The following is an 18,800-nucleotide window of genomic DNA, read 5'->3' as shown; positions in this document are numbered from 1 at the left end:
TGACCAGACAATAGCGCGCACGTTCCACTGCCCGACGGTGAACGCATAGGGTGACGTGCGCATCATCCAGGGGAGAAGGGGACGCCAAGTGTCCACATCCGGCCACCGGCGGCGGTTGCTGCTGGTTTCCACCAACTACGCCCCGGAGCACGCGGGCATAGGCCCGTACGCCACCCAGATCGCGGAGCACTGGGCGAGCAGCGGCCACGACACCCACGTCCTCGCGGGCATGCCGCACTACCCGGCGTGGTCCCTGGAACCCGAGTACAAGGGGGCGCTGCGGCGCACCGAACGGCGCGCCGGGGTCACCGTGCACCGGCGCGCGCACACCGTGCCGGCGCAGCAGACCGCCGTGAAGCGGGCCCTGTTCGAAGGATCGATTCTGCTGCACGGCGCCGCGGCCCCGCCCCGGATGCCGAGGCCGCACGCGGTGATGGCCCAGATGCCCAGCCTGGCCGGCGGGGTGATCGCCGCGCGGCTCGCCGCCCGCTGGAAGGTGCCGTTCGTCCCGGTGGTCCAGGACCTGATGGGCGCCGCGGCCGCGCAGAGCGGGATCAGCGGCGGGGACAAGGCGGCCGCGCTGGCCGGGCGGGCGGAGGCGTACGCCCTCAAGCGGGCCGCGCTGGTCGGCGTCATCCACGAGACCTTCGTGGACCGGGTCGTCGGCATGGGCGTGGACCCCGCGCGGATCCGCCTGGTGCCCAACTGGTCGCACGTCCCCCGGCCCGCCCGGCCTCGCGGGGAGACCCGCCGCCACCTGGGCTGGGCACCGGACCAGACCGTGGTGCTGCACTCCGGGAACATGGGCCTCAAGCAGGGGCTGGAGGTCCTCGTCGGCGCCGCCCGGCTCGACCCCCGCGTCCGCTTCGTCCTGATGGGCGACGGCAGCCAGCGCGCGGCCCTCGCGGCCCTGGCCGCCGACGTGCCCAACCTGGACATCATCCCCCCTGCCGCCGACGGGGAGTTCCCGGATATCCTCGCCGCGGCGGACGTGCTCGCGGTCACGCAGCACGCGGCCGTGCTGGACATGAGCGTTCCGTCCAAGCTCACCTCCTACTTCCAGGCCGGCCGGCCCGTCGTCGCCTCCGTCGCGGCGCAGGGCGGGACCGCCCAGGAGGTGGAGCGTTCGGGCGCCGGGGTGCTCGTACCGCCGGAGGACCCCGAGGCCCTGCTGGGGGCCGTCCGGTCCCTGGCGCAGGACCCCGAGGGCGCGGACGCGCTGGGCGCGGCCGGTCCCGTCCACGTGGCGGCCCACCTGAGCCGTGAAGCGGGCCTGGCCCGCATCGACGCACTGATCGACGAAGCACTTGGGGGTCCCCAGTCGTGACCGAGACGAACCGCCCGGCAGCGGCCCCGCCCGAGGACGAACCGGACCTCCTGAGGGACCAGTTCAGGCAGCTGCTGCGCTACCGCCGGCTGCTCGGCGCCGGCGTGGGCATCGGCCTGCTGGGCGGCGTCTACCTCGGCATCTCCACGGCGGACACCTACGTGTCGGTCGCCGACGTGGTGCTGCGGGCCCCCACCGACGACCCGTTCAACCCGAGCCTGGCGCCCGACAAGGCGATCAACATCGGCTCGGAGCGGCAGGTCGCCCTCTCCAGCTCCATAGCCGAGCAGGCGGCGAAGACGCTCGGCATCCCGGACAAGGGCGTGCCCGCGCTGCGCTCCGGCCTCCAGGTGACCAACCCGCCGCAGACGATGGTGCTCCGCTTCACCTACACCGCCTCCTCCCCCAAGGAGGCCGCCAAGCGGGCGAACGGCATGGCCCAGGCCTACCTGCACAAGCGGCAGGAAGCCCTCGACGTCACCCGCACCACGATGGTGAAGGGCTACGCGGACCAGCGCGACCCCGTCGCCAAGCAGCTCGACGACCTGGCCAAGCAGATCAACGCCATGCCGGCGGGCGCGGCCCGCGACGCGGCCCTGGGCTCCAAGACCGACCTCCAGAGCAAGGTCAACACCCTCAACAACAACATCACCAAGCTCCAGGCCCTGGACATGACCCCGGGACGGGTGACCAGCCCGGCGGCCCCGCCCGCCGCCGCCGACGGCCCGGGCATCCCCATGTCGCTCGCGCTCGGCGCGGCCACGGGCCTGGCCCTCGGCCTGCTCGCCGCCTGGGTGCGGCTGGTCTTCGACCCGGCGCCGCGCTCCGAGGGCGACGTGGCCCGGGCCCTGCGCGCGCCCGTCCTGGGCTACCTGCCCCGGGACAAGACGGGCGGCGGTCCGCTGCTCGCGGCCGGCGAGGCCGATCCGCGGCTCGCCGAGGAGTACCGCTCGGTGGCCTTCCGGCTGGCCTACGACGCGCGCTTCGCCGACCGGCGCCGGCTGCTGGTCGTCGCACCGCGCGGCAGCAGCGAGACGGCCGCCGCGGTGGCAGTGAACCTGGCCGCCTCCTTCGCCGAGACCGGCAAGGACGTGCTGCTGATCGAGGCCGACCTGCGCACGCCGGTGCTGGCCAGCCAGCTGCCGACGGACGCGGGCGGGCGGCCGCGCTGGAGCCAGGTGACCGGCGGCCCCGGTACGGGCGGGCCCGAGTCCGACTGGCCGGACGGCCGGCAGCTGGTGGTGGACGCCGGGGAGTCGGGCGCCTTCGACCTGATCCCGGGCGACCGGGTGCGCAACGTGGCCCGCGCGCTGACCTCCCCGCGCGCGACCCGGCTGATCTCCGAGGCCGACTCCCCCAACTCCACCGTGGTCGTGCTCGCGCCGCCGGTGCTCTCGTACGCCGACGCGCTCGCGCTCGTCGACCGCGTCGACGGGGTCCTGGTGGTCTGCGACCCGCGCGCGGTGCACCGCAGCGACCTGGCCCGGATCCGCGAGCTGATCAGCGGGGCCGGCGGGACCGTGCTGGGCGCGGTGCTGCACTCCCCGCTGCCGGGCGAGAAGCGCGGCAGGGGCAAGGGGGCGCCCGCCGCCTCCGCCCCGGGGGCCGTGCCGCCCCCGCCGGCCCACGAGGCGGACGCCGCCGAAGGGCGGCTCCCGGGCGAGGGCGGCGACACCGTGGCCCTGCGCACGGTCCGTTCGGGCCGGCGGTGAGCCGGCGGGGCCTCGCCGCGGTCTCCTCGGTCCTGGACCAGGCCGCCTCCAGCGCCACGAACATCCTGGTGCTGGTGCTGGCCGCCCGGCTGTCCTCGGCGTCGGGCTTCGCCGACTTCTCGATGGTCTACGTGGCCTTCAGCGTGCTCCTCGGGCTGAACATGGCCTACGTCGGCCAGACCGTGGTGCTGGAGAAGGGCGCGGGGCTGGGGGCGGTGTGCCGCTCGTCGGTGCTGTTCACGGCCTGCGCGGCCGCCGCGGCCGGGCTGCTGCTGGCCGCGGCGGGCCCCCTGGTGCCCGGGGACGCCGGTTGGGCCGTCGCCGCGCTGGGGCTCGTCCTGGCGCCGGTCCTCGTCCAGGACGGGCTGCGGTACTGCTTCTCCGCCCTGCGGGTGCCCGAACGGGCGCTGGCCGCCGACGCGCTGCGGCTCGTGTGCGCGGTCGCGGCGCTGGCCGTGCAGCCGCAGGGGGTTTCGGCGGGACGGCTGGTGCTGGTGTGGGGGCTGTCCGCGCTGCCCGCGCTGGGGCTGGGCCTGTGGCTGCTGCGGCCGTACGTGCGGGGCGCCCGCGCCGATGTCCGGCCGTACCTGCGGCGCGGGCACCTCGGGCAGCGGTTCGTGGTCGAGTTCGCCGTGGGCAACGGCTCCAGCCAGCTCGCGGTGCTGGGACTCGGGGCCTTCGCGACCCCGCTGGCCGTGGGCGCGCTGCGCGGGGCCACGACCCTGTTCGGTCCACTGAACGTGCTGTTCAACTCGGCGAACGCCTTCGGCCCGCCGATCGTCGGGCGGGCCTCGGGCAAGCGCGGCGTGGTCCGGCTGACCGCCCTGACGGGTGCCGTCCTCGCGCTGGTCGGCGCCGGGTGGGCGGCCGTGCTGTACGCGCTGCCGGACCGGCTGGGCCGGCAGCTGCTGGGCGACACCTGGGAGGCGGCCTCCGCGCTGCTGCCGGCGACGGGCGCCCAGTACGCCGTGATGGGCCTGGGGACCTGCGCGCTGCTGACCCTGCGGGTGCTGAACCCGAAGGCCACCCTGTCGTTGCAGGTGGTGTTCTCGCTGCTGTCGGTGGCCCTGCTGCTGGGCGGGTACGCCGCCTGGGGCGTGGCCGGGGCCGCCTGGGGCCTGGCCCTGGGCTCCGCCGCGAAGGCGGCGGCGGGCTGGCTGCGGGTGGCCCGGCTGGAGCCGCCGGCCCCGGTCCCGGCGCCGGCCGCCGCGCGGGACGCGGCGTAGCCCCGCCGGCCCCGTGCGTCAGGGGCAGGCGGTGGCCGGGGTGTCGTGGGTGAGGGCGCAGATCATCCGCTCGCCGCGCCGGTGCTCGGGGTACGCCGCGCGCAGTGCGGCCTCGAAGCCCTTCCACTGGCGGGTGATCTCGGCGGTGGCGCCGGCCGTGGCGCGGCGGAAGTCGTCGTCGGTGCGCGAGCGGACGGACGCGGCCGTGTCCTTGTTCAGGGCGCGGTTGTGGGTGACGCGGCCGCGGCAGTCGGGGCTCCTGGCGCCGGTGGAATCGGCGTCGGGGTAGCAGCCGGTGGTGAGGTCCGCGGGGATCAGCTCCCGCGCCCGCCGGATCCAGTCGGCCTCCTTCATGGTGCTGTAGCGGCGGATGTCGAGGAACGGCGCCACGTCCGTGCGCCCCAGTCCGGGCGGGTTGTCGGGGCCGATGGGGCCGGGGGCGGCCCGGTCGGTCCAGTTCGAGTGCGCGTAGAAGTCCTCGATCTGGTGCCAGCCGCGGCCGAGCTGCTCCAGGACGGCGCATTTGGCCCGGTCGGAGCGCCCGGACCAGGTGCAGGGGGTGGACAGGTCGCTCTGGCCGGCGCGCACCCGGCCGTCGGCGTCGACGAGGCCGTCCGCGGCCTCGACCGCGTTGCGGAAGCGGGCGACGGCGGAGCGGACGCAGGCGAGGAGCTCGGCGGTGGCCCGGGCCCGGGTGCGGGGGTACCGGGGGTCGTAGCGGGGGGCGAGGTAGTCGGCGTTGTCGCAGTGCAGGGGGCCGATGTCGAAGTAGGGGCGGCGGTCGTCGGCGTTGACCGCCCCGTCCCGGGCGTCGGCCATCGCGGTCAGCGTGAGCGGCTGCCAGGGCAGCGCGGCCCGGGTGATCTCCTCGTGGTTGCCGCCCGTGAAGGCGTGCGCGGCGCCGGCGGGCACGGCGGTCAGCACGGCGGCCATGACGCCCGTGGCGACCGCGGAGGCCGCCCGGCGCCGGCCGGCCGACGGGCGGTGGTCCATGCGGGGCTCCCGGCGTACGGGGGCGTGGGCTGCTCCCGCACTGCTTCCATGCTGCGCGCCCGGCCCGGGCCCCGCACGCCCGGGGTCAGCGGCGCAGGGTGGTGCTCTGGTCCGTGCGGTACGTGGCCACCAGCGCGAGGCACATCGCGGCGATCGCGACCCGGCCCGAGGCCTGGAGGAGCGGCCCGCGCAGCAGGATGAAGGAGTACCCGGCCACCAGCGGGACCACCACCGAGATCAGGCTGCCGGGCGGCGAGCGGCGCGTGGCGCGCTTGGCGTAGCGGCGGTCGACGCGCGCGGCGGCGTACCCGACGGCCAGCAGGCCGGCGCCCATGCCCAGGGGGCCGAAGTCCAGCCACAGCTCCGCCCAGATCGGGGAGGAGAGGTTGGTGTTGACCGTGCCCATCCACTGGCCGACCATCACGCCCGTGTCGCGCGGCTTGCCCGGCCACACCGAGCGGGGCACCGCGAAGAGGACGGATCCGGCGAGCTGGCGGCCGTAGGAGTGGCCGGGGCCGGAGTCGGCGAAGGTGATGGTGTTCGCGAACATGCCGATCTGGTCGTAGTCCTTGAGCGCCATGGGCTCCAGGAACGAGGTGGTCTCGACGGGCTTGTAGTTCTTCTCGTCGTAGCGGAAGCGGTCCGCGAAGGGGAAGACGAGGAGGGCGACGACCACGGCCATGGACAGCGCGACGCGGTACATGGCGGCGCTGACCGGGAAGAGGGTGAACAGCATCGCGAACATGACGGTCAGGAACCAGTAGCGCGGGTTCGAGACCGGGTTGTTGACGACGAGGTTGAGGGCGAGCAGCCCGGCCCATGTGACGATGACCGACACCTTGCGGCGGGCGTACGTCGAGGTGATCAGCCAGCGCGTGTACAGCAGCATGGCGAGCAGCGCGGGGACGGTGCCGAAGCCGCGCAGCAGGGCCTGGCCGGCCTGTCCGTCGCCGTTGGAGACGCCCGCGTCCTGGATGCCGGCGATGATCTCCTGGCGGCTGGAGAAGAAGACGGCGGGGCCGCCCAGCTTGAGGATGAACGCCGCGCTGCACACGAAGGCGACGACGGTGAGGAGTTGGAGGCGCCGCCGGTGCGCCATGACGGGGCGGGGCTCCTTCGGGGAGCCGCCCGCGCGGCCCGCCGGCCGGTGGCGGGCCAGCAGCACGCCGACGTCGAAGGCCGCGCAGCCGAGGAGCACCAGCCCGATGGCGAGGGTGAGGTCGGAGCGCGGCCCGACGACCGGGGTCGGGACGCGGCCCAACACGGCCTGGGCGAGCGGCGCCACGCCCATCGCCATGTAGACGAAGAGCCAGAAGGACCCCTGGAGGAGCTTGCGGCGGCTGGTCAGCACCATGGCGGAGAGCCGGGCGCCCGCGTACATGGTGAGCAGCAACTGGAGCCAGAAGGCCGCGTCCTGCTGGCCGTCGCCGGACTGGGCGGCGACGAACACCGGCAGGAAGACGGTGAATCCGAGCGCGAGCGGCACGGACAGCGCCCGGGAGAGCAGCGTGCGCGGTGTGGTGACCGGCCCCCACTGCGCCTCGTCCCCGGGTGTCGGCGGCGCCTCCTTCACGCTGGGCGTGCGTATGTCCGTAGCCACCTTTGCCCCCACCCCATGTGCGTGATCCGCGCGCAGTCTAATCTGAGCGTTCCGCGCCAGGGGAGGCGCGTGGGACGACGGGGGCGACCGGTGCGCAATCTTCCTGCCTTCACGCTGGGCGGATACGACAAGGGGCGGGGGCTGCTGACGCAGGCCCTGTGGTTCGCGGTGATGAACACCCTCTTCATGGCCTGGTTCTGCCCGGCACGGCTGCGCGTGGCGCTGCTGCGGGCCTTCGGCGCGGAGATCGGCGAGGGCGTGCTGATCCGCCACCGGGTGCGCGTGCTGTGGCCCTGGAAGCTGAAGGTCGGCGACCACACCTGGATCGGCGAGGGCGTCTGGCTGCTCAACCTGGAGCCGGTGGAGATCGGCGCGCACGTGTGCCTGTCGCAGGAGTCGATGCTGTGCACCGGCTCGCACGACCACCGGGCCGCCGACTTCCGCTACCGCAACGCCCCGATCACCGTCGAGGACGGCGCGTGGGTGGCCGTGCGGGCGACGGTGCTGGCGGGCGTGACGGTGGGCCGCTGCGCGGTGGCCGGCGCCGGCTCGGTGGTCCACAAGGACCTCCCCGCCCTGACCCTGCAGACCCAGGACGGCCGCCGCCGCCCGGTGGAGGAGCCCAAGTGAAGATCCTGCACGCCGTCACCCTCCACTCCCCCTCGCACGCCTTCGGCGGCCCGGTGCGGGTGGCCCTGAACCTGGCCGAGGGGCTGCGGGAGCGGGGCCACGAGGCGCGGCTCGTGGCCCTCGGCGAGGGCTTCGACCCCTGGCCGGCCTCGGTCGAGGGGGTCCCGGCGAAGCTCTTCCCGGCCCGCCGCCTGCTGCCGCTGGGCTTCAGCGGGATGACCTCCCCGGCCCTGCTGGCCTCGGCGTCCCGCCTGGTGCGCGAGGCGGACGTGGTCCACGTCCACCTGGCCCGCGACCTGGTGACCCTCCCGCTCGCCCTGGCGGCCCTGCGCGCCGGCAGGCCCCTGGTCCTGCAGACCCACGGCATGGTCGACCCCAGCGACAAGCTCCTCGCGAAGGTCCTGGACGCGGTGGCGGTCCGCCGCCTGCTGCGCGGCGCGGACGCGGTCCTCCACCTGACCCCGCACGAGCGCACGGGCCTGGACGCTGTGGTCGGCGCCCCGCCGCTCGCTCGGGCGGTCCGCCTGGTCAACGGCACCCCGTCCCAGGAGGAGCGGCCGCCGCCGAGCGGCCCGCCCCGCATCCTGTATTCGGCCCGCCTCCAGGCCCGCAAGTGCCCGGTGGACTTCGTGGACGCGGCCCCGGCGGTGCTGGCCGTCCACCCGGACGCGCAGTTCGTGGTGGCGGGCCCGGACGAGGGCGAACTGGCCGCCGTCCGCGCCCGCATCACCGCCCTGGGCCTGACGGACCGCTTCACGGTCCCGGGCGCCCTCTCCACCCCGGAGGTCCTGACGGAGCTGCGCCGCGCCCACGTCTACGTCCTCCCGTCGGTGGACGAGCCCTTCCCCATGTCGGTCCTGGAGGCCCTGTCGGTGGGCGTCCCGACGGTGGTCACCCACTCCAACGGCCTGGCCCGCGACATCGCGTCGGCCGGCGCGGGCCGGGCGGTGGACCCGGGCCCGCAGGGCGTGGCGCAGGCGGTCCTGGACCTCCTGGACCCGTGGGAGAACGGCGCGGCGTCGAAGGCGGCCCGCGAACTGGCGGCGAACTCCTTCTCGATGGACACGGTCCTGGACACCCTGCTCGGGGTCTACGAGGACGCCGTCCGGCGGGGCTGAGGACGTGCGGACGCCGCCGGCCCCTCAAGGGGTGCGGCGGCGTCCGCGGGTGGGCCGGGTTACGCCGGGAGCCAGGCGTAGCAGTTCGTCGAGGTGAATTCCGACGTGCCTGCGGGGATCGTCGCCGTGATGCGGTCGCCGGGCTTGGGCGGGGCTTCCGGGCCCGAGGCGAGGACCGTGCCGTCCTTCGACTTGGCTTCCCAGGTGCAGGTGGTGGTCTGGGTGGCGGCGCGGTAGGTGCCCGCAGCCGGGTTGGTGCGGGGGCCGTCGCCGAAGCCCTTCTCCGCCGTGGCCAGGATGGGCTTCTGGTCGGGGCAGAGGTACGTGATCGCGTCCCGGGCGCCCGTCACCTCGCCCGAGGCGATCGACGCGGCCGCCGCGTCCTTGTCGCGCTTCGCGGTGCGCTCCACCCGCTGGCAGGTCTCCTGGCCGGTCTGGAGGACGGCCGCCGGGTCCGTCTTCTCCGGGACGCGCCCGCTCAGGTACTTCTTCTCGTTCTCCTTGAAGCTGCCCGTCTTCGGGGTGAGCTGCGCGTCCGGGAGGACCGGGCCGGCCGGCTTGGCGTTCGGGTCGGGGGCGGCCGAGGGGCTCGCGTCCGCCGGGTCGGGGGCCGGGGACGCGGCCGGCGGCTTCGGCTTGGCCGGGCCCGCGTCGGCCTTGGTGTCGCCGGAGGAGCTGCATCCGGTCAGGGCGAGGGCGGAGGCCAGGAGGAGGGCGGTGGTCGCCGTTGCGGAGCGGAGGTGCATGGAGAGGGCTCCCGTGGGTGGGAAGGCGTACGGGGCCCGGCGGTCTGCGCGCCGGGCCCCGTACGTCCTCAGGTGGTTACTTCTGGCCGAAGGTGAGGATCAGCTGCGGAGCGGCGTCCGCGGCGGTCGACTCCGAGGACCAGAGCCACAGCGCGTCGGTGCCCGTGCTGGTCAGGCCGAGGCTGTAGCTGCTGCCCAGCACCGCGGAGAGCGCGGTGGTGTCCAGCTCGACGTTCGCGAGGGCCGAGCCGTCCGGCACGCCCGCGATGCTGCCGAGCGGGGTGGTGCCGAGGGTGGGCTTGGTGGCGAACGTCGTGCCCGCGCCGCTCCAGGTGCCGGTGACCGGGACCACGGAGACGGTGTCGGTGGTGCCCGCACCGGTCTGCGTGGAGGTCTTGAACTGGAGCGAGGCGGCCTTCAGGACCTGCCCGGCCGGGGCGGCCGGGAGGGTGAAGCGCAGGTACGACTCGTACGCGGAGGTGCCGCGCACCGCGAGCTGCGTGGAGGTGCCGTAGGCCGTGGACGGGGCGCCCTGGTTGATGTAGGTGTCCTCGGCCGCGGGGACCTTGGAGACCGTGTCGGCGGGCGCCTTGGCCAGGTCGTAGTGGTTCTTGACCTGGGCCTGGGTGAGGGCCGTCGGGTAGACGGCGGTCTCGTCGATCTGGCCGGCGAAGAAGTTGCTGGTCGGCCGGTTCGGCCAGCTGTTGAGGTTGTCCCCGCCCACGTGCCAGTAGCCGGCGTACGGGGTGGAGGTGGTGGCGCTGTTGGTGCCTTTGTTCTGGCCGTCGACGTAGAGCGTCATGCCGCCGGGGCCCTGGGTGCCGACCACGTGGTGCCACTTGTTGTCGTTGTACGTCTCGAACAGGCCCGTGGTGATGGTGCGGGTCGAGCCGTTGTAGACGCCGAAGGCGAGGCGGCCGGTGTTGGTCATGTACAGCTGCTTGTCGTAGGACCCGCTGCTGTTGGCCGTGTTGTTGCCGAAGCCGATCAGCTTGCCGCCGCGCGTGGTGTTCGTCTTGAACCAGGTCTCGACGGTGAAGCTGCTGCCCACGAACTGGCGGTGGTCGCTGTACACCTGCTGGCTGGTGCCGTTGAAGCCCATGGCCGTGCTGGTGCCGCTGACGGCGCCGGGGCTCTGGTTCAGCGCCGGGGCGTTGACCTGGATGCCGCTGGTGTTGCCGCCGTCGGAGGAGTCGGCCGCGTACGGGCTGGAGGTGTCGTCGTAGCGCCAGTACAGGTTGGCGCCGTCGGCGCGGACCTTGTCCGGGTAGGCCTGGACCGAGGTCGGGACGGTCACGGAGGCGGCGGCGGACAGGGCGCTGGTGTTGCCGGCGCCGTCGGTCGCGGTCACCCGGTAGGTGTAGGACTGGCCGGCCTTGGCGGTGGTGTCGGTCCAGGAGGCCTGCGGCCGCTCGAACTCCAGGGAGTCGGCGGTCATGGTCTGGATCGGGGTGGCCGAGCCGTTGCGGTAGATCCGGTAGGTCAGCTTGCTGTCGTCCTGGTCGTAGCTGGTGCGCCAGCGGACCTGGACCTCGCCGGGCTTGGTGCTGCCGGCGCTGGCGACCGGGGTGGTGGGCGCGCCGACGTCGCCGGTGTTGGCGAAGCGGGTCAGGCCCGCCTGCGGCTTGCCGTTGATCAGGGTGAACTCGCCGCCCACCCAGAGGTACTTGACGTCGGACTTCTCCGCCACGGCCATGACGCGCGGGCCGATGCCCTCGCCGATGCCGTCGTTGGCGGTCGGGTGCCAGCCGAGCTTGCGCGGGCCGCGCACGAAGCCGTCCACGGGGGCGGGGGCGGCGCCGGTGTGGTCGGTCGGCTGGGCCATCAGGAAGTTGCGCTTGCCGTCGGGGAACTCCAGCTCGGTGGAGCAGTCGTGGCCGTGCGAGGCGCTGTAGAGGACGCCGTCGTACGGGAGCACGAACTGGGTCGCGCCGAGGCAGCGGTCGCGCCACTTCTCGTTGAAGTCGGTGTTCAGGCCGATGCGGCCGTCGAAGACGCCGCCGCCGGAGCCCTCGTTGGCCGTGTAGTAGCCGGTGGCGTCGGCTGCGATGTCCTTGACGACCGAGTTCGACGGGATGGTGGAGTAGGTCTTGGCGACCGCTCCGGTGGTGGCGTCGACGACGGCCAGGGCGTGCGAGTTGGAGCCGTTGACCGTGAAGAAGTCGCCGCCGAGCAGGACCTTCTTGCCGTCGTTGCTGACCTTGATGGCGCGGCCGGGCTCGTCGGCGTTGGCGGTGAAGGGCTTGAGGGCGCCGGAGGAGGCGTCCACCGCGGCGAACCGCTCGCGGGTCTGGCCCTCGACGGTGCCGAAGTCGCCGCCCACGTACAGGGTGTCGTCGGTGACCTCCAGCGCGCGCACGGTGGCGGGCACGCCGGGGTGGAAGGAGGCCTTGGGGGTGCAGGTCTCGATGTCGACGGCCGCGAGGCTGGAGACCGGGGTGCCGTTGACGGCGCCGAAGTAACCGCCCGCGTACAGGGTCTTGCCGTCCTTGGAGACGGCCAGCGCCCGGACAGTCGCGGTGCCGTCGCCGACGGTGAACGCCAGCTTGCAGGAGGTGGGGTTGCCCGTGGCGGCGTCGAGCGCCACGAAGTTCACGGCCTCCTGCTCGGTGCCGCCGACGGCGTCGGGCGGGCGGACGGCCGAGAAGGTGCCGCCGGCGAAGACGGTGCCGTTCGCCTCGGCCATGGCGAAGACGACGCCGTTCGGCTGCCAGGTGGGCAGCTCGTCGGCGGTGAACGCCACCGGCGGCGTGATGGCCGACGCCGCGGGCATCAGCACGACGCCCAGGCCGGTGCCGGCACCGGCCAGGGACAGGACGAGGGCAGCAGTCAGCCCTCTGGATCTACGCATGAACCCCCCAGGGCAGTCGCCCGGTTCTGATGGCTGGAACTGTACGAACAGCCATGTGTACCCGGCGCAGACTAGGACTCAGGCGAAGGCCCGGTCACCTCACTTGACCCACTGCATACCAACTTGGGATCAACAGGGTTCAGAACAGAGGGCGCACGAGGACATACGGCAGGTTTGCCCCGGTCAGGACCGCGGAGCATCGCGGACATGACCGAGACACGGCAAATCGTAGGCGAAATATACGGCCTCAGCGGTCGATACGGACGGTCGCGCCCGCCAGTTGGTCCTCGACCTGTCGGACGTCCGCGTCGACCATGATGCGGGCGAGTTCGGGCACGAGGACCGTCGGCTTCCAGCCGAGGATCTCACGCGCCTTGGAGGCGTCGCCGATGAGGGCGTCGACCTCGCTGGGGCGCTCGTACTTGGGGTCGTAGCGGACGTGCTCGTTCCAGTCCAGGCCGGCGTGGGCGAAGGAGGACTCGACGAACTCCCGCACGGTGGCGGCGACTCCGGTGGCGACCACGTAGTCGGTCGGCTCGTCCTGCTGGAGCATCCGCCACATCGCCTCGACGTACTCGGGCGCGTAGCCCCAGTCGCGGACGGCGTCGAGGTTGCCGAGGTAGAGGTGGTCCTGGAGGCCGGCCTTGATCCGGGCCACCGCGCGGGTGATCTTGCGGGTCACGAAGGTCTCGCCGCGGCGCGGGGACTCGTGGTTGAAGAGGATCCCGTTGACGGCGAACATGTCGTACGCCTCGCGGTAGTTGACCGTGGTCCAGTACGCGAAGACCTTCGCGGCGCCGTACGGGCTGCGCGGGTGGAACGGGGTGTCCTCGTTCTGCGGGGGCGGCGTGGAGCCGTACATCTCCGAGGACGAGGCCTGGTAGATGCGGGTGTCCACGCCGCTGGCCCGGATGGCCTCCAGCAGGCGCAGCGCGCCGAGGCCGGTGACGTCGCCGGTGTAGAGGGGCGCGTCGAAGGAGACCCGGACATGGGACTGGGCGCCGAGGTTGTAGACCTCGTCGGGGCGTATGTCGCGCAGCAGGTTCACCAGGGCCACGCCGTCGGAGAGGTCGGCGTGGTGCAGGACGAAGGAGCGGTTCGCCGTCTGCGGGTCCTGGTAGACGTGGTCGATCCGCTCCGTGTTGAAGCTGGAGGACCGCCGCACGAGTCCGTGCACCGTGTAGCCCTTCGAGAGCAGGAGCTCGGCGAGGTACGAGCCGTCCTGTCCGGTGACGCCGGTGATCAGTGCGGTCTTGCCCATGGGTCCCCCTGGGGTCCGTTGTTGCTGTTGCGTGTGAGGCTTCGCCTCGGTGTGCGGTCTGTGTGGTCGGTGCGGCGGGCGGGGCGCCGTAAGTCCGGGTCGGCGCGCACGGGCGGACTGGCATCATCGGCGGTATGACTAATCCGCAGCCGCTCCTGCCCCCGCACGCCCGTGTCTTCGTCGCCGGACACCGCGGCCTGGTGGGGTCCGCGGTCGTCCGCCGCCTCACCGCCGACGGCCACGAGGTGCTCACCCGCGGCCGCGCCGACCTCGACCTGCGCGACGCCGGCGCGACGGAGGCGTACCTGAGGGACGTCCGCCCGGACGCCGTGGTGCTGGCCGCCGCCAAGGTCGGCGGGATCATGGCCAACAGCACCTACCCGGTGCAGTTCCTGGAGGACAACCTCCGGATCCAGCTCAGCGTCATCGGCGGGTCGCACGCCGCCGGGGTGGGCCGCCTGCTGTTCCTGGGCTCCTCCTGCATCTACCCCAAGCTCGCCCCGCAGCCCATCACGGAGGACGCCCTCCTGACCGGGCCGCTGGAGCCCACCAACGAGGCCTACGCGCTGGCGAAGATCGCGGGCATCGTGCAGGTCCAGTCGTACCGCAGGCAGTACGGGGCCTCGTACGTCTCGGCCATGCCCACCAACCTCTACGGCCCCGGGGACAACTTCGACCTGGAGTCCTCGCACGTGCTGCCCGCGCTCGTCCGGCGCTTCCACGAGGCCGCCGCCGAGGGCCGCGAAGAGGTCACCCTGTGGGGCAGCGGCACCCCGCGCCGGGAGTTCCTGCACGTCGACGACCTGGCGGCCGCCTGCGCGGTGCTGCTGGAGCGCTACGACGGGGACGAGCCCGTCAACATCGGCTGCGGCGAGGACCTGACCATCCGGGAGCTGGCCGAGACGGTCGCCGAGGTGACCGGCTTCGAGGGCCGGCTCGCCTGGGACACGTCCAAGCCGGACGGGACCCCGCGCAAGCTGCTGGACGTGTCCCGCCTGACCGCGCTGGGCTGGAAGCCCGGCATCGGGCTGCGCGACGGCATCGCCTCCACCTACCGGTGGTGGCGGGAGCAGAACTGATCTCAACCCGGGCCCCTCAGTACGCTCCGCGGCCGTCGACGACGGCGCGGAGGGTACGGCCCATGACGTCGACATCGCTGGTGAAGGACCAGTTGTCCACGTACTGGAGATCAAGCTGAATCGTTTCGTCCCAGGAGAGGTCGGAGCGTCCGCTGATCTGCCACAGCCCCGTCATCCCGGGCCGCACCGTGAGCCGGCGCAGCTCGACCTCGTCGTACTCCGCCACCTCCTCCGGCAGCGGCGGGCGCGGGCCGACCAGGGACATGCTGCCCGTCAGGACGTTGAAGAGCTGCGGCAGTTCGTCCAGCGAGGTGCGGCGCAGCAGCCGGCCCACCCGGGTCACCCGGGGGTCCCGGCGCATCTTGAACATCGGCCCGTCGTTCTCGTTGGCCCCCGACAGCTCGGCCTTGAGCCGGTCGGCGTCCACCACCATCGTGCGGAACTTCCACATGACGAACGGGACCCCGTCGCGCCCGATGCGGCGCTGGCTGTAGAAGGCGGGGCCGCGCGAGCCGAGGCGGATGGCCAGCACGAGCCCGAGGAACAGCGGTGACAGCAGGAGCAGTCCGGCCGCGGCCGCGACCCGGTCGAGCACGGCCTTGAGGAGGGCCTGCACCCCCCGCCGCACGGGCGGGGCGACCCGCAGCACGGCGAGGCCGCCGGCGGACAGGGTCTCCAGCCGCTTGACGGAGACCTCCACCAGGCCGGGGAAGACCGCCATCTCCAGGCCCTCGTCGTGCAGCGCCCACGCCACCCGGCGCAGCCGCTCCCCCGCGATCCGCGCCCCGGGCACCACCAGCACCAGGTCGGCGTGGTGGCTGCGGACGGCGCCGAGCACGGCGGCCGAGTCCTCGGACAGGGCCTCGGGCATCCGCGCGGCGAGCCGGGCCGCGACGGGCACCCCGCCCTCCAGGGGCCCTTCGCCGACCGGGAGCACGCCGACGACCACGTACGGGTGGTCCGTGCGCGCCGCGAGGTGCGCGATGACGTGCTCGGCGGCGGCCGGCTCCCCGGCCACGAGCACCCGGCTGACGGCCTGGGCCGCGCGCCGGGCCGCGTACAGGTGACGGTAGATCAGTTTTCGGCAGGCGACGGTGACGAGCAGCGCCGGCAGCAGCGCCCCGAGGGCGGCCAGCCGCGGGGTGCTCTCCCCGGTGATCACGCGGGCGACGGCCAGGACGCCGATCAGAATCAGCCAGTCGTGCACCATCGGCAGCACGCCGCGGGATTCTCCGAGCGCGCGGGTGGCGTAACGTCGGCGCAGCGCCTGCACGCCCGTCCACGCGAGGGCCGCGCCCAGGGCGCAGTACACCGGCCTGGCCTGCTGCGCCGCGTCGAAGACCAGCCCGACGGGAACGGCGGCGCCGGCGAAGTCGGCGGCCACCGCGGCGGGCAGGTACCAGCGGGCCTTGTCACCGATGCGCCGCGCGGGGGCGTCCAGGGGCCCGTCCGCATCCCCGGCCGCCGCGGCCACTCTTTGCGCAGGAAAATGGACATGCCTCATGGGCCCCCCTGGCACGTGGTCTATGTCGGTGGCGCTCGTCCGCTGCTTCCCCAAGCAACGAACATCTGTCGCACCGGGAAACAGTACGACAAACACCCGTACGGTAAATGCCGTTCGGGTGAACGCCGCCTCTTGTTACCCAAGGGTTAGCAACCGGTACCAACCGTTCCACCCCGTCCGGACCGCCCTTGCACACAAAGGTGAATGGTCCGGATACCGGATACGTCTCTTCGGACAACGAACCGTTTCCAGCCAACCTTTTGATGTGGCCCTGACATCGGACACTCCAGGTGGCACGCTCTGATCCGTTCATCGCACAGCCCTGATCTGCCCGGAGGCCCACCCAGCCATCCGGAACCCCCCTTGCAGAAGGAGTCTGCGTTGAGTCCCACCCCCCAGCGGCGTGCCACCGCGGCCGGCGCACTCGTAGCTGCGGCTGCCCTGGTCGCCGTAGGTATGCAGGCCGGTACCGCCACCGCCGCCGCCGACGTCACCGCGTCGCAGGCCCGCACGGCCGCCCAGCCCAACCCGGGCGCGGCCAACCTCGTACTCAGCGCTTCGGAGCGTGCGACGCTCATCAGCGAGGCCAACTCGACCACCGCGCAGGCGGCCAAGGCGCTCGGCCTCGGCAGCGGCGAGAAGCTGATCGTCCGTGACGTGTCCAAGGACGCCGACGGCACCACGCACACCACCTACGAGCGGACCTACGACGGCCTGCCCGTGCTCGGCGGCGACCTGACCGTCCACGCCAAGGGCGGCGTCACCAAGAGCGTGACCAAGGCGACCCAGCACGAGATCAAGGTCGCGGACACCAACGCCACGGTCAGCACCACCGCCGCAGAGGGCCAGGCCGTCTCCGCCGCCAACTCCGCGGGCTCCAAGCAGTCCAAGGCCGACAAGGGCGCCCGCAAGGTGATCTGGGCCGGCTCCGGCGTCCCGGTCCTCGCCTTCGAGACCGTCGTCGGCGGCCTCCAGGACGACGGCACCCCGAGCCGCCTGCACGTGATCACCGACGCCAAGACCGGCGCGAAGATCACCCAGTGGCAGGCCGTCGAGACGGGCACCGGCAACACGCAGTACAGCGGCCAGGTGACCCTCGGCACCACCCAGTCCGGCAGCAACTACACGCTGACCGACGCCGGGCGCGGCGGCCACAAGACGTACAACCTCAACGGCGGTTCGTCCGGCACCGGCACGCTCTTCAGCAAGACCACCGACGTCTGGGGCAACGGCCTGCCCTCCAACAAGGAGACGGCCGGCGCGGACGCCGCCTACGGCGCCCAGCTCACGTGGGACTACTACAAGACCGTCCACGGCCGCAACGGCCTGCGCAACGACGGCGTGGCCCCCTACAGCCGGGTCCACTACGGCAACGCGTACGTCAACGCCTTCTGGGACGACTCCTGCTTCTGCATGACCTACGGCGACGGCGAGGGCAACAACAAGCCCCTCACCTCCATCGACGTGGCCGCGCACGAGATGACCCACGGTCTGACCTCGGTCACCGGCAACATGACCTACAGCGGTGAGTCCGGCGGTCTGAACGAGGCCACCTCCGACATCATGGCGGCGGCCGTCGAGTTCTGGGCCAACAACCCGACCGACGTGGGCGACTACCTCGTCGGCGAGAAGATCGACATCAACGGCGACGGCAGCCCGCTGCGCTACATGGACAAGCCGAGCAAGGACGGCGCGTCGAAGGACGCGTGGTACTCGGGCATCAGCTCGATCGACGTCCACTACTCCTCGGGTCCGGCCAACCACTGGTTCTACCTGGCCTCCGAGGGCTCCGGCGCCAAGGTCATCAACGGCGTGAGCTACAACTCGCCGACCTCCGACGGCCTCCCGGTCACCGCGATCGGCCGTGACGCCGCCGCGAAGATCTGGTTCCGCGCGCTGACGGTGGGCTACTTCAAGTCGACCACCAACTACGCCGACGCCCGCGTCCAGACCCTGAAGGCCGCCGCCGACCTGTACGGTGCCGGCTCCGCCACGTACAACAACGTGGCCAACGCCTGGGCCGCCATCAACGTCGGCCCGCGCATCAACGACGGGGTCACCGTCACCGCGATCCAGAACCAGACCACCCAGGTCAACACCGCGGTGAGCCTCCAGGTCCAGGCGACCAGCACCAACCCGGGCGCCCTGACCTACGCGGCGACCGGCCTGCCGACCGGCCTGTCGATCAACTCCTCGACCGGTCTGATCTCCGGTACGGCGACCACCACGGGCACGTCCAACGTGACCGTCACCGTCACCGACTCGGCGAGCAAGACGGGCACCGCGTCCTTCACCTGGACCGTCGGGACCTCGCAGCAGAACGTGTTCGAGAACACGACCGACTACGCGATCAACGACAACGCCACGGTCGAGTCCCCGATCACGGTCACCCGCACGGGCAACGCGCCGAGCACCCTCAAGGTGGACGTCAACATCCTCCACACCTACATCGGCGACCTGAAGGTCGACCTGGTGGCTCCTGACGGCACCGTCTACAACCTGCACAACCGTGCCGGCGGCAGCGCCGACAACATCATCAAGAGCTACACGGTGGACGCCTCCTCCGAGGTCGCCCAGGGCGTCTGGAAGCTGCGCGTGAACGACAACGCCACCTTCGACACCGGCAAGATCGACAGCTGGAAGCTCACCTTCTGACCCCTCGGGGCAGGCAGTGAACCACGGCTGAACCGCTGAAACCACGGGGCCGCCCGGGAGGAATCCTCCCCGGGCGGCCCTGTCCATGTGCCCCTGCG

13 protein-coding genes are annotated in these 18,800 nt (G+C 72.8%); 7 read left to right on the top strand and 6 right to left on the bottom strand.

The genetic code is table 11. The features are described from left to right. The first annotated feature begins 121 nt into the window (after positions 1-121). Genes ACIRBY_RS27150 through ACIRBY_RS27140 form a run of 3 tightly spaced genes read left to right on the top strand, consistent with a single transcriptional unit; the run spans position 122 to position 4,265 of the window. Positions 122-1,327, top strand: a complete 1,206-nt coding sequence (locus tag ACIRBY_RS27150) for a glycosyltransferase family 4 protein (RefSeq protein WP_403905227.1) — start codon at positions 122-124, stop codon at positions 1,325-1,327. After that, a complete protein-coding gene (locus ACIRBY_RS27145; RefSeq protein ID WP_403905088.1) occupies positions 1,324-3,039 on the top strand; it encodes a lipopolysaccharide biosynthesis protein in 1,716 nt (571 codons plus the stop codon). The genes ACIRBY_RS27150 and ACIRBY_RS27145 overlap by 4 nt, the downstream gene beginning before the upstream one ends. Beyond that, on the top strand, positions 3,036-4,265 hold the full coding sequence (locus ACIRBY_RS27140; protein ID WP_403905086.1) for a hypothetical protein: 1,230 nt from the start codon (positions 3,036-3,038) through the stop codon (positions 4,263-4,265). The genes ACIRBY_RS27145 and ACIRBY_RS27140 overlap by 4 nt, the downstream gene beginning before the upstream one ends. Positions 4,266-4,283: 18 nt before the next feature. Here the strand turns inward: ACIRBY_RS27140 and ACIRBY_RS27135 are convergent, their stop codons facing one another. Next, positions 4,284-5,258: a hypothetical protein gene (locus ACIRBY_RS27135; RefSeq protein WP_403905083.1), complete on the bottom strand. Its 975-nt coding sequence runs from the start codon at positions 5,256-5,258 to the stop codon at positions 4,284-4,286. A gap of 85 nt (positions 5,259-5,343) precedes the next feature. Beyond that, positions 5,344-6,858 (bottom strand): hypothetical protein, encoded by a 1,515-nt coding sequence (locus tag ACIRBY_RS27130; protein WP_403905080.1) that lies wholly within the window; start codon positions 6,856-6,858, stop codon positions 5,344-5,346. 90 nt (positions 6,859-6,948) lie between these two features. Between ACIRBY_RS27130 and ACIRBY_RS27125 the strand changes: the two genes are divergently transcribed. After that, positions 6,949-7,488: a WcaF family extracellular polysaccharide biosynthesis acetyltransferase gene (locus tag ACIRBY_RS27125; protein WP_403905078.1), complete on the top strand. Its 540-nt coding sequence runs from the start codon at positions 6,949-6,951 to the stop codon at positions 7,486-7,488. Further along, the gene (locus ACIRBY_RS27120) at positions 7,485-8,606 is read left to right on the top strand and encodes a glycosyltransferase (RefSeq protein WP_403905076.1); all 1,122 of its coding nucleotides are present in this window, start codon (positions 7,485-7,487) and stop codon (positions 8,604-8,606) included. Before ACIRBY_RS27125 ends, ACIRBY_RS27120 begins: the two co-directional genes overlap by 4 nt. Positions 8,607-8,665: 59 nt before the next feature. Here ACIRBY_RS27120 and ACIRBY_RS27115 read toward each other — a convergent pair whose 3' ends face one another. From ACIRBY_RS27115 to gmd, 3 genes are all read right to left on the bottom strand, one after another. Next, on the bottom strand, positions 8,666-9,352 hold the full coding sequence (locus ACIRBY_RS27115) for a hypothetical protein (protein WP_403905073.1): 687 nt from the start codon (positions 9,350-9,352) through the stop codon (positions 8,666-8,668). Between the two features lie 76 nt (positions 9,353-9,428). Beyond that, the gene (locus ACIRBY_RS27110; protein WP_403905070.1) at positions 9,429-12,203 is read right to left on the bottom strand and encodes a LamG-like jellyroll fold domain-containing protein; all 2,775 of its coding nucleotides are present in this window, start codon (positions 12,201-12,203) and stop codon (positions 9,429-9,431) included. A gap of 247 nt (positions 12,204-12,450) precedes the next feature. After that, positions 12,451-13,464 carry a GDP-mannose 4,6-dehydratase gene (gmd, locus tag ACIRBY_RS27105; RefSeq protein ID WP_403905067.1) on the bottom strand — a complete coding sequence of 338 codons (1,014 nt, stop codon included), beginning with the start codon at positions 13,462-13,464 and terminating at the stop codon, positions 12,451-12,453. A 134-nt stretch (positions 13,465-13,598) separates the two neighbouring features. On the opposite strand from gmd, the gene ACIRBY_RS27100 reads away from it, so the two are divergent. After that, positions 13,599-14,543, top strand: coding sequence for a GDP-L-fucose synthase family protein (locus ACIRBY_RS27100; RefSeq protein WP_403905064.1), 945 nt, complete (start codon positions 13,599-13,601; stop codon positions 14,541-14,543). Positions 14,544-14,559: 16 nt separating this feature from the next. On the opposite strand, the gene ACIRBY_RS27095 is transcribed toward ACIRBY_RS27100, so the two are convergent. Then, entirely contained in the window at positions 14,560-16,047 is a 1,488-nt protein-coding gene (locus ACIRBY_RS27095; RefSeq protein WP_403905061.1) for a sugar transferase, read from the bottom strand. 381 nt (positions 16,048-16,428) lie between these two features. Between ACIRBY_RS27095 and ACIRBY_RS27090 the strand changes: the two genes are divergently transcribed. Further along, entirely contained in the window at positions 16,429-18,702 is a 2,274-nt protein-coding gene (locus tag ACIRBY_RS27090; RefSeq protein WP_403905058.1) for a M4 family metallopeptidase, read from the top strand. Positions 18,703-18,800: the final 98 nt, after the last annotated feature.

Origin of the sequence: Streptomyces sp. NPDC096136 (genome assembly GCF_044763325.1) — a bacterium.
GTDB lineage: Bacteria > Actinomycetota > Actinomycetes > Streptomycetales > Streptomycetaceae > Streptomyces.
Note: the sequence above shows the minus strand (reverse complement) of the source record. Positions and strands in the feature narration are given on the sequence as shown.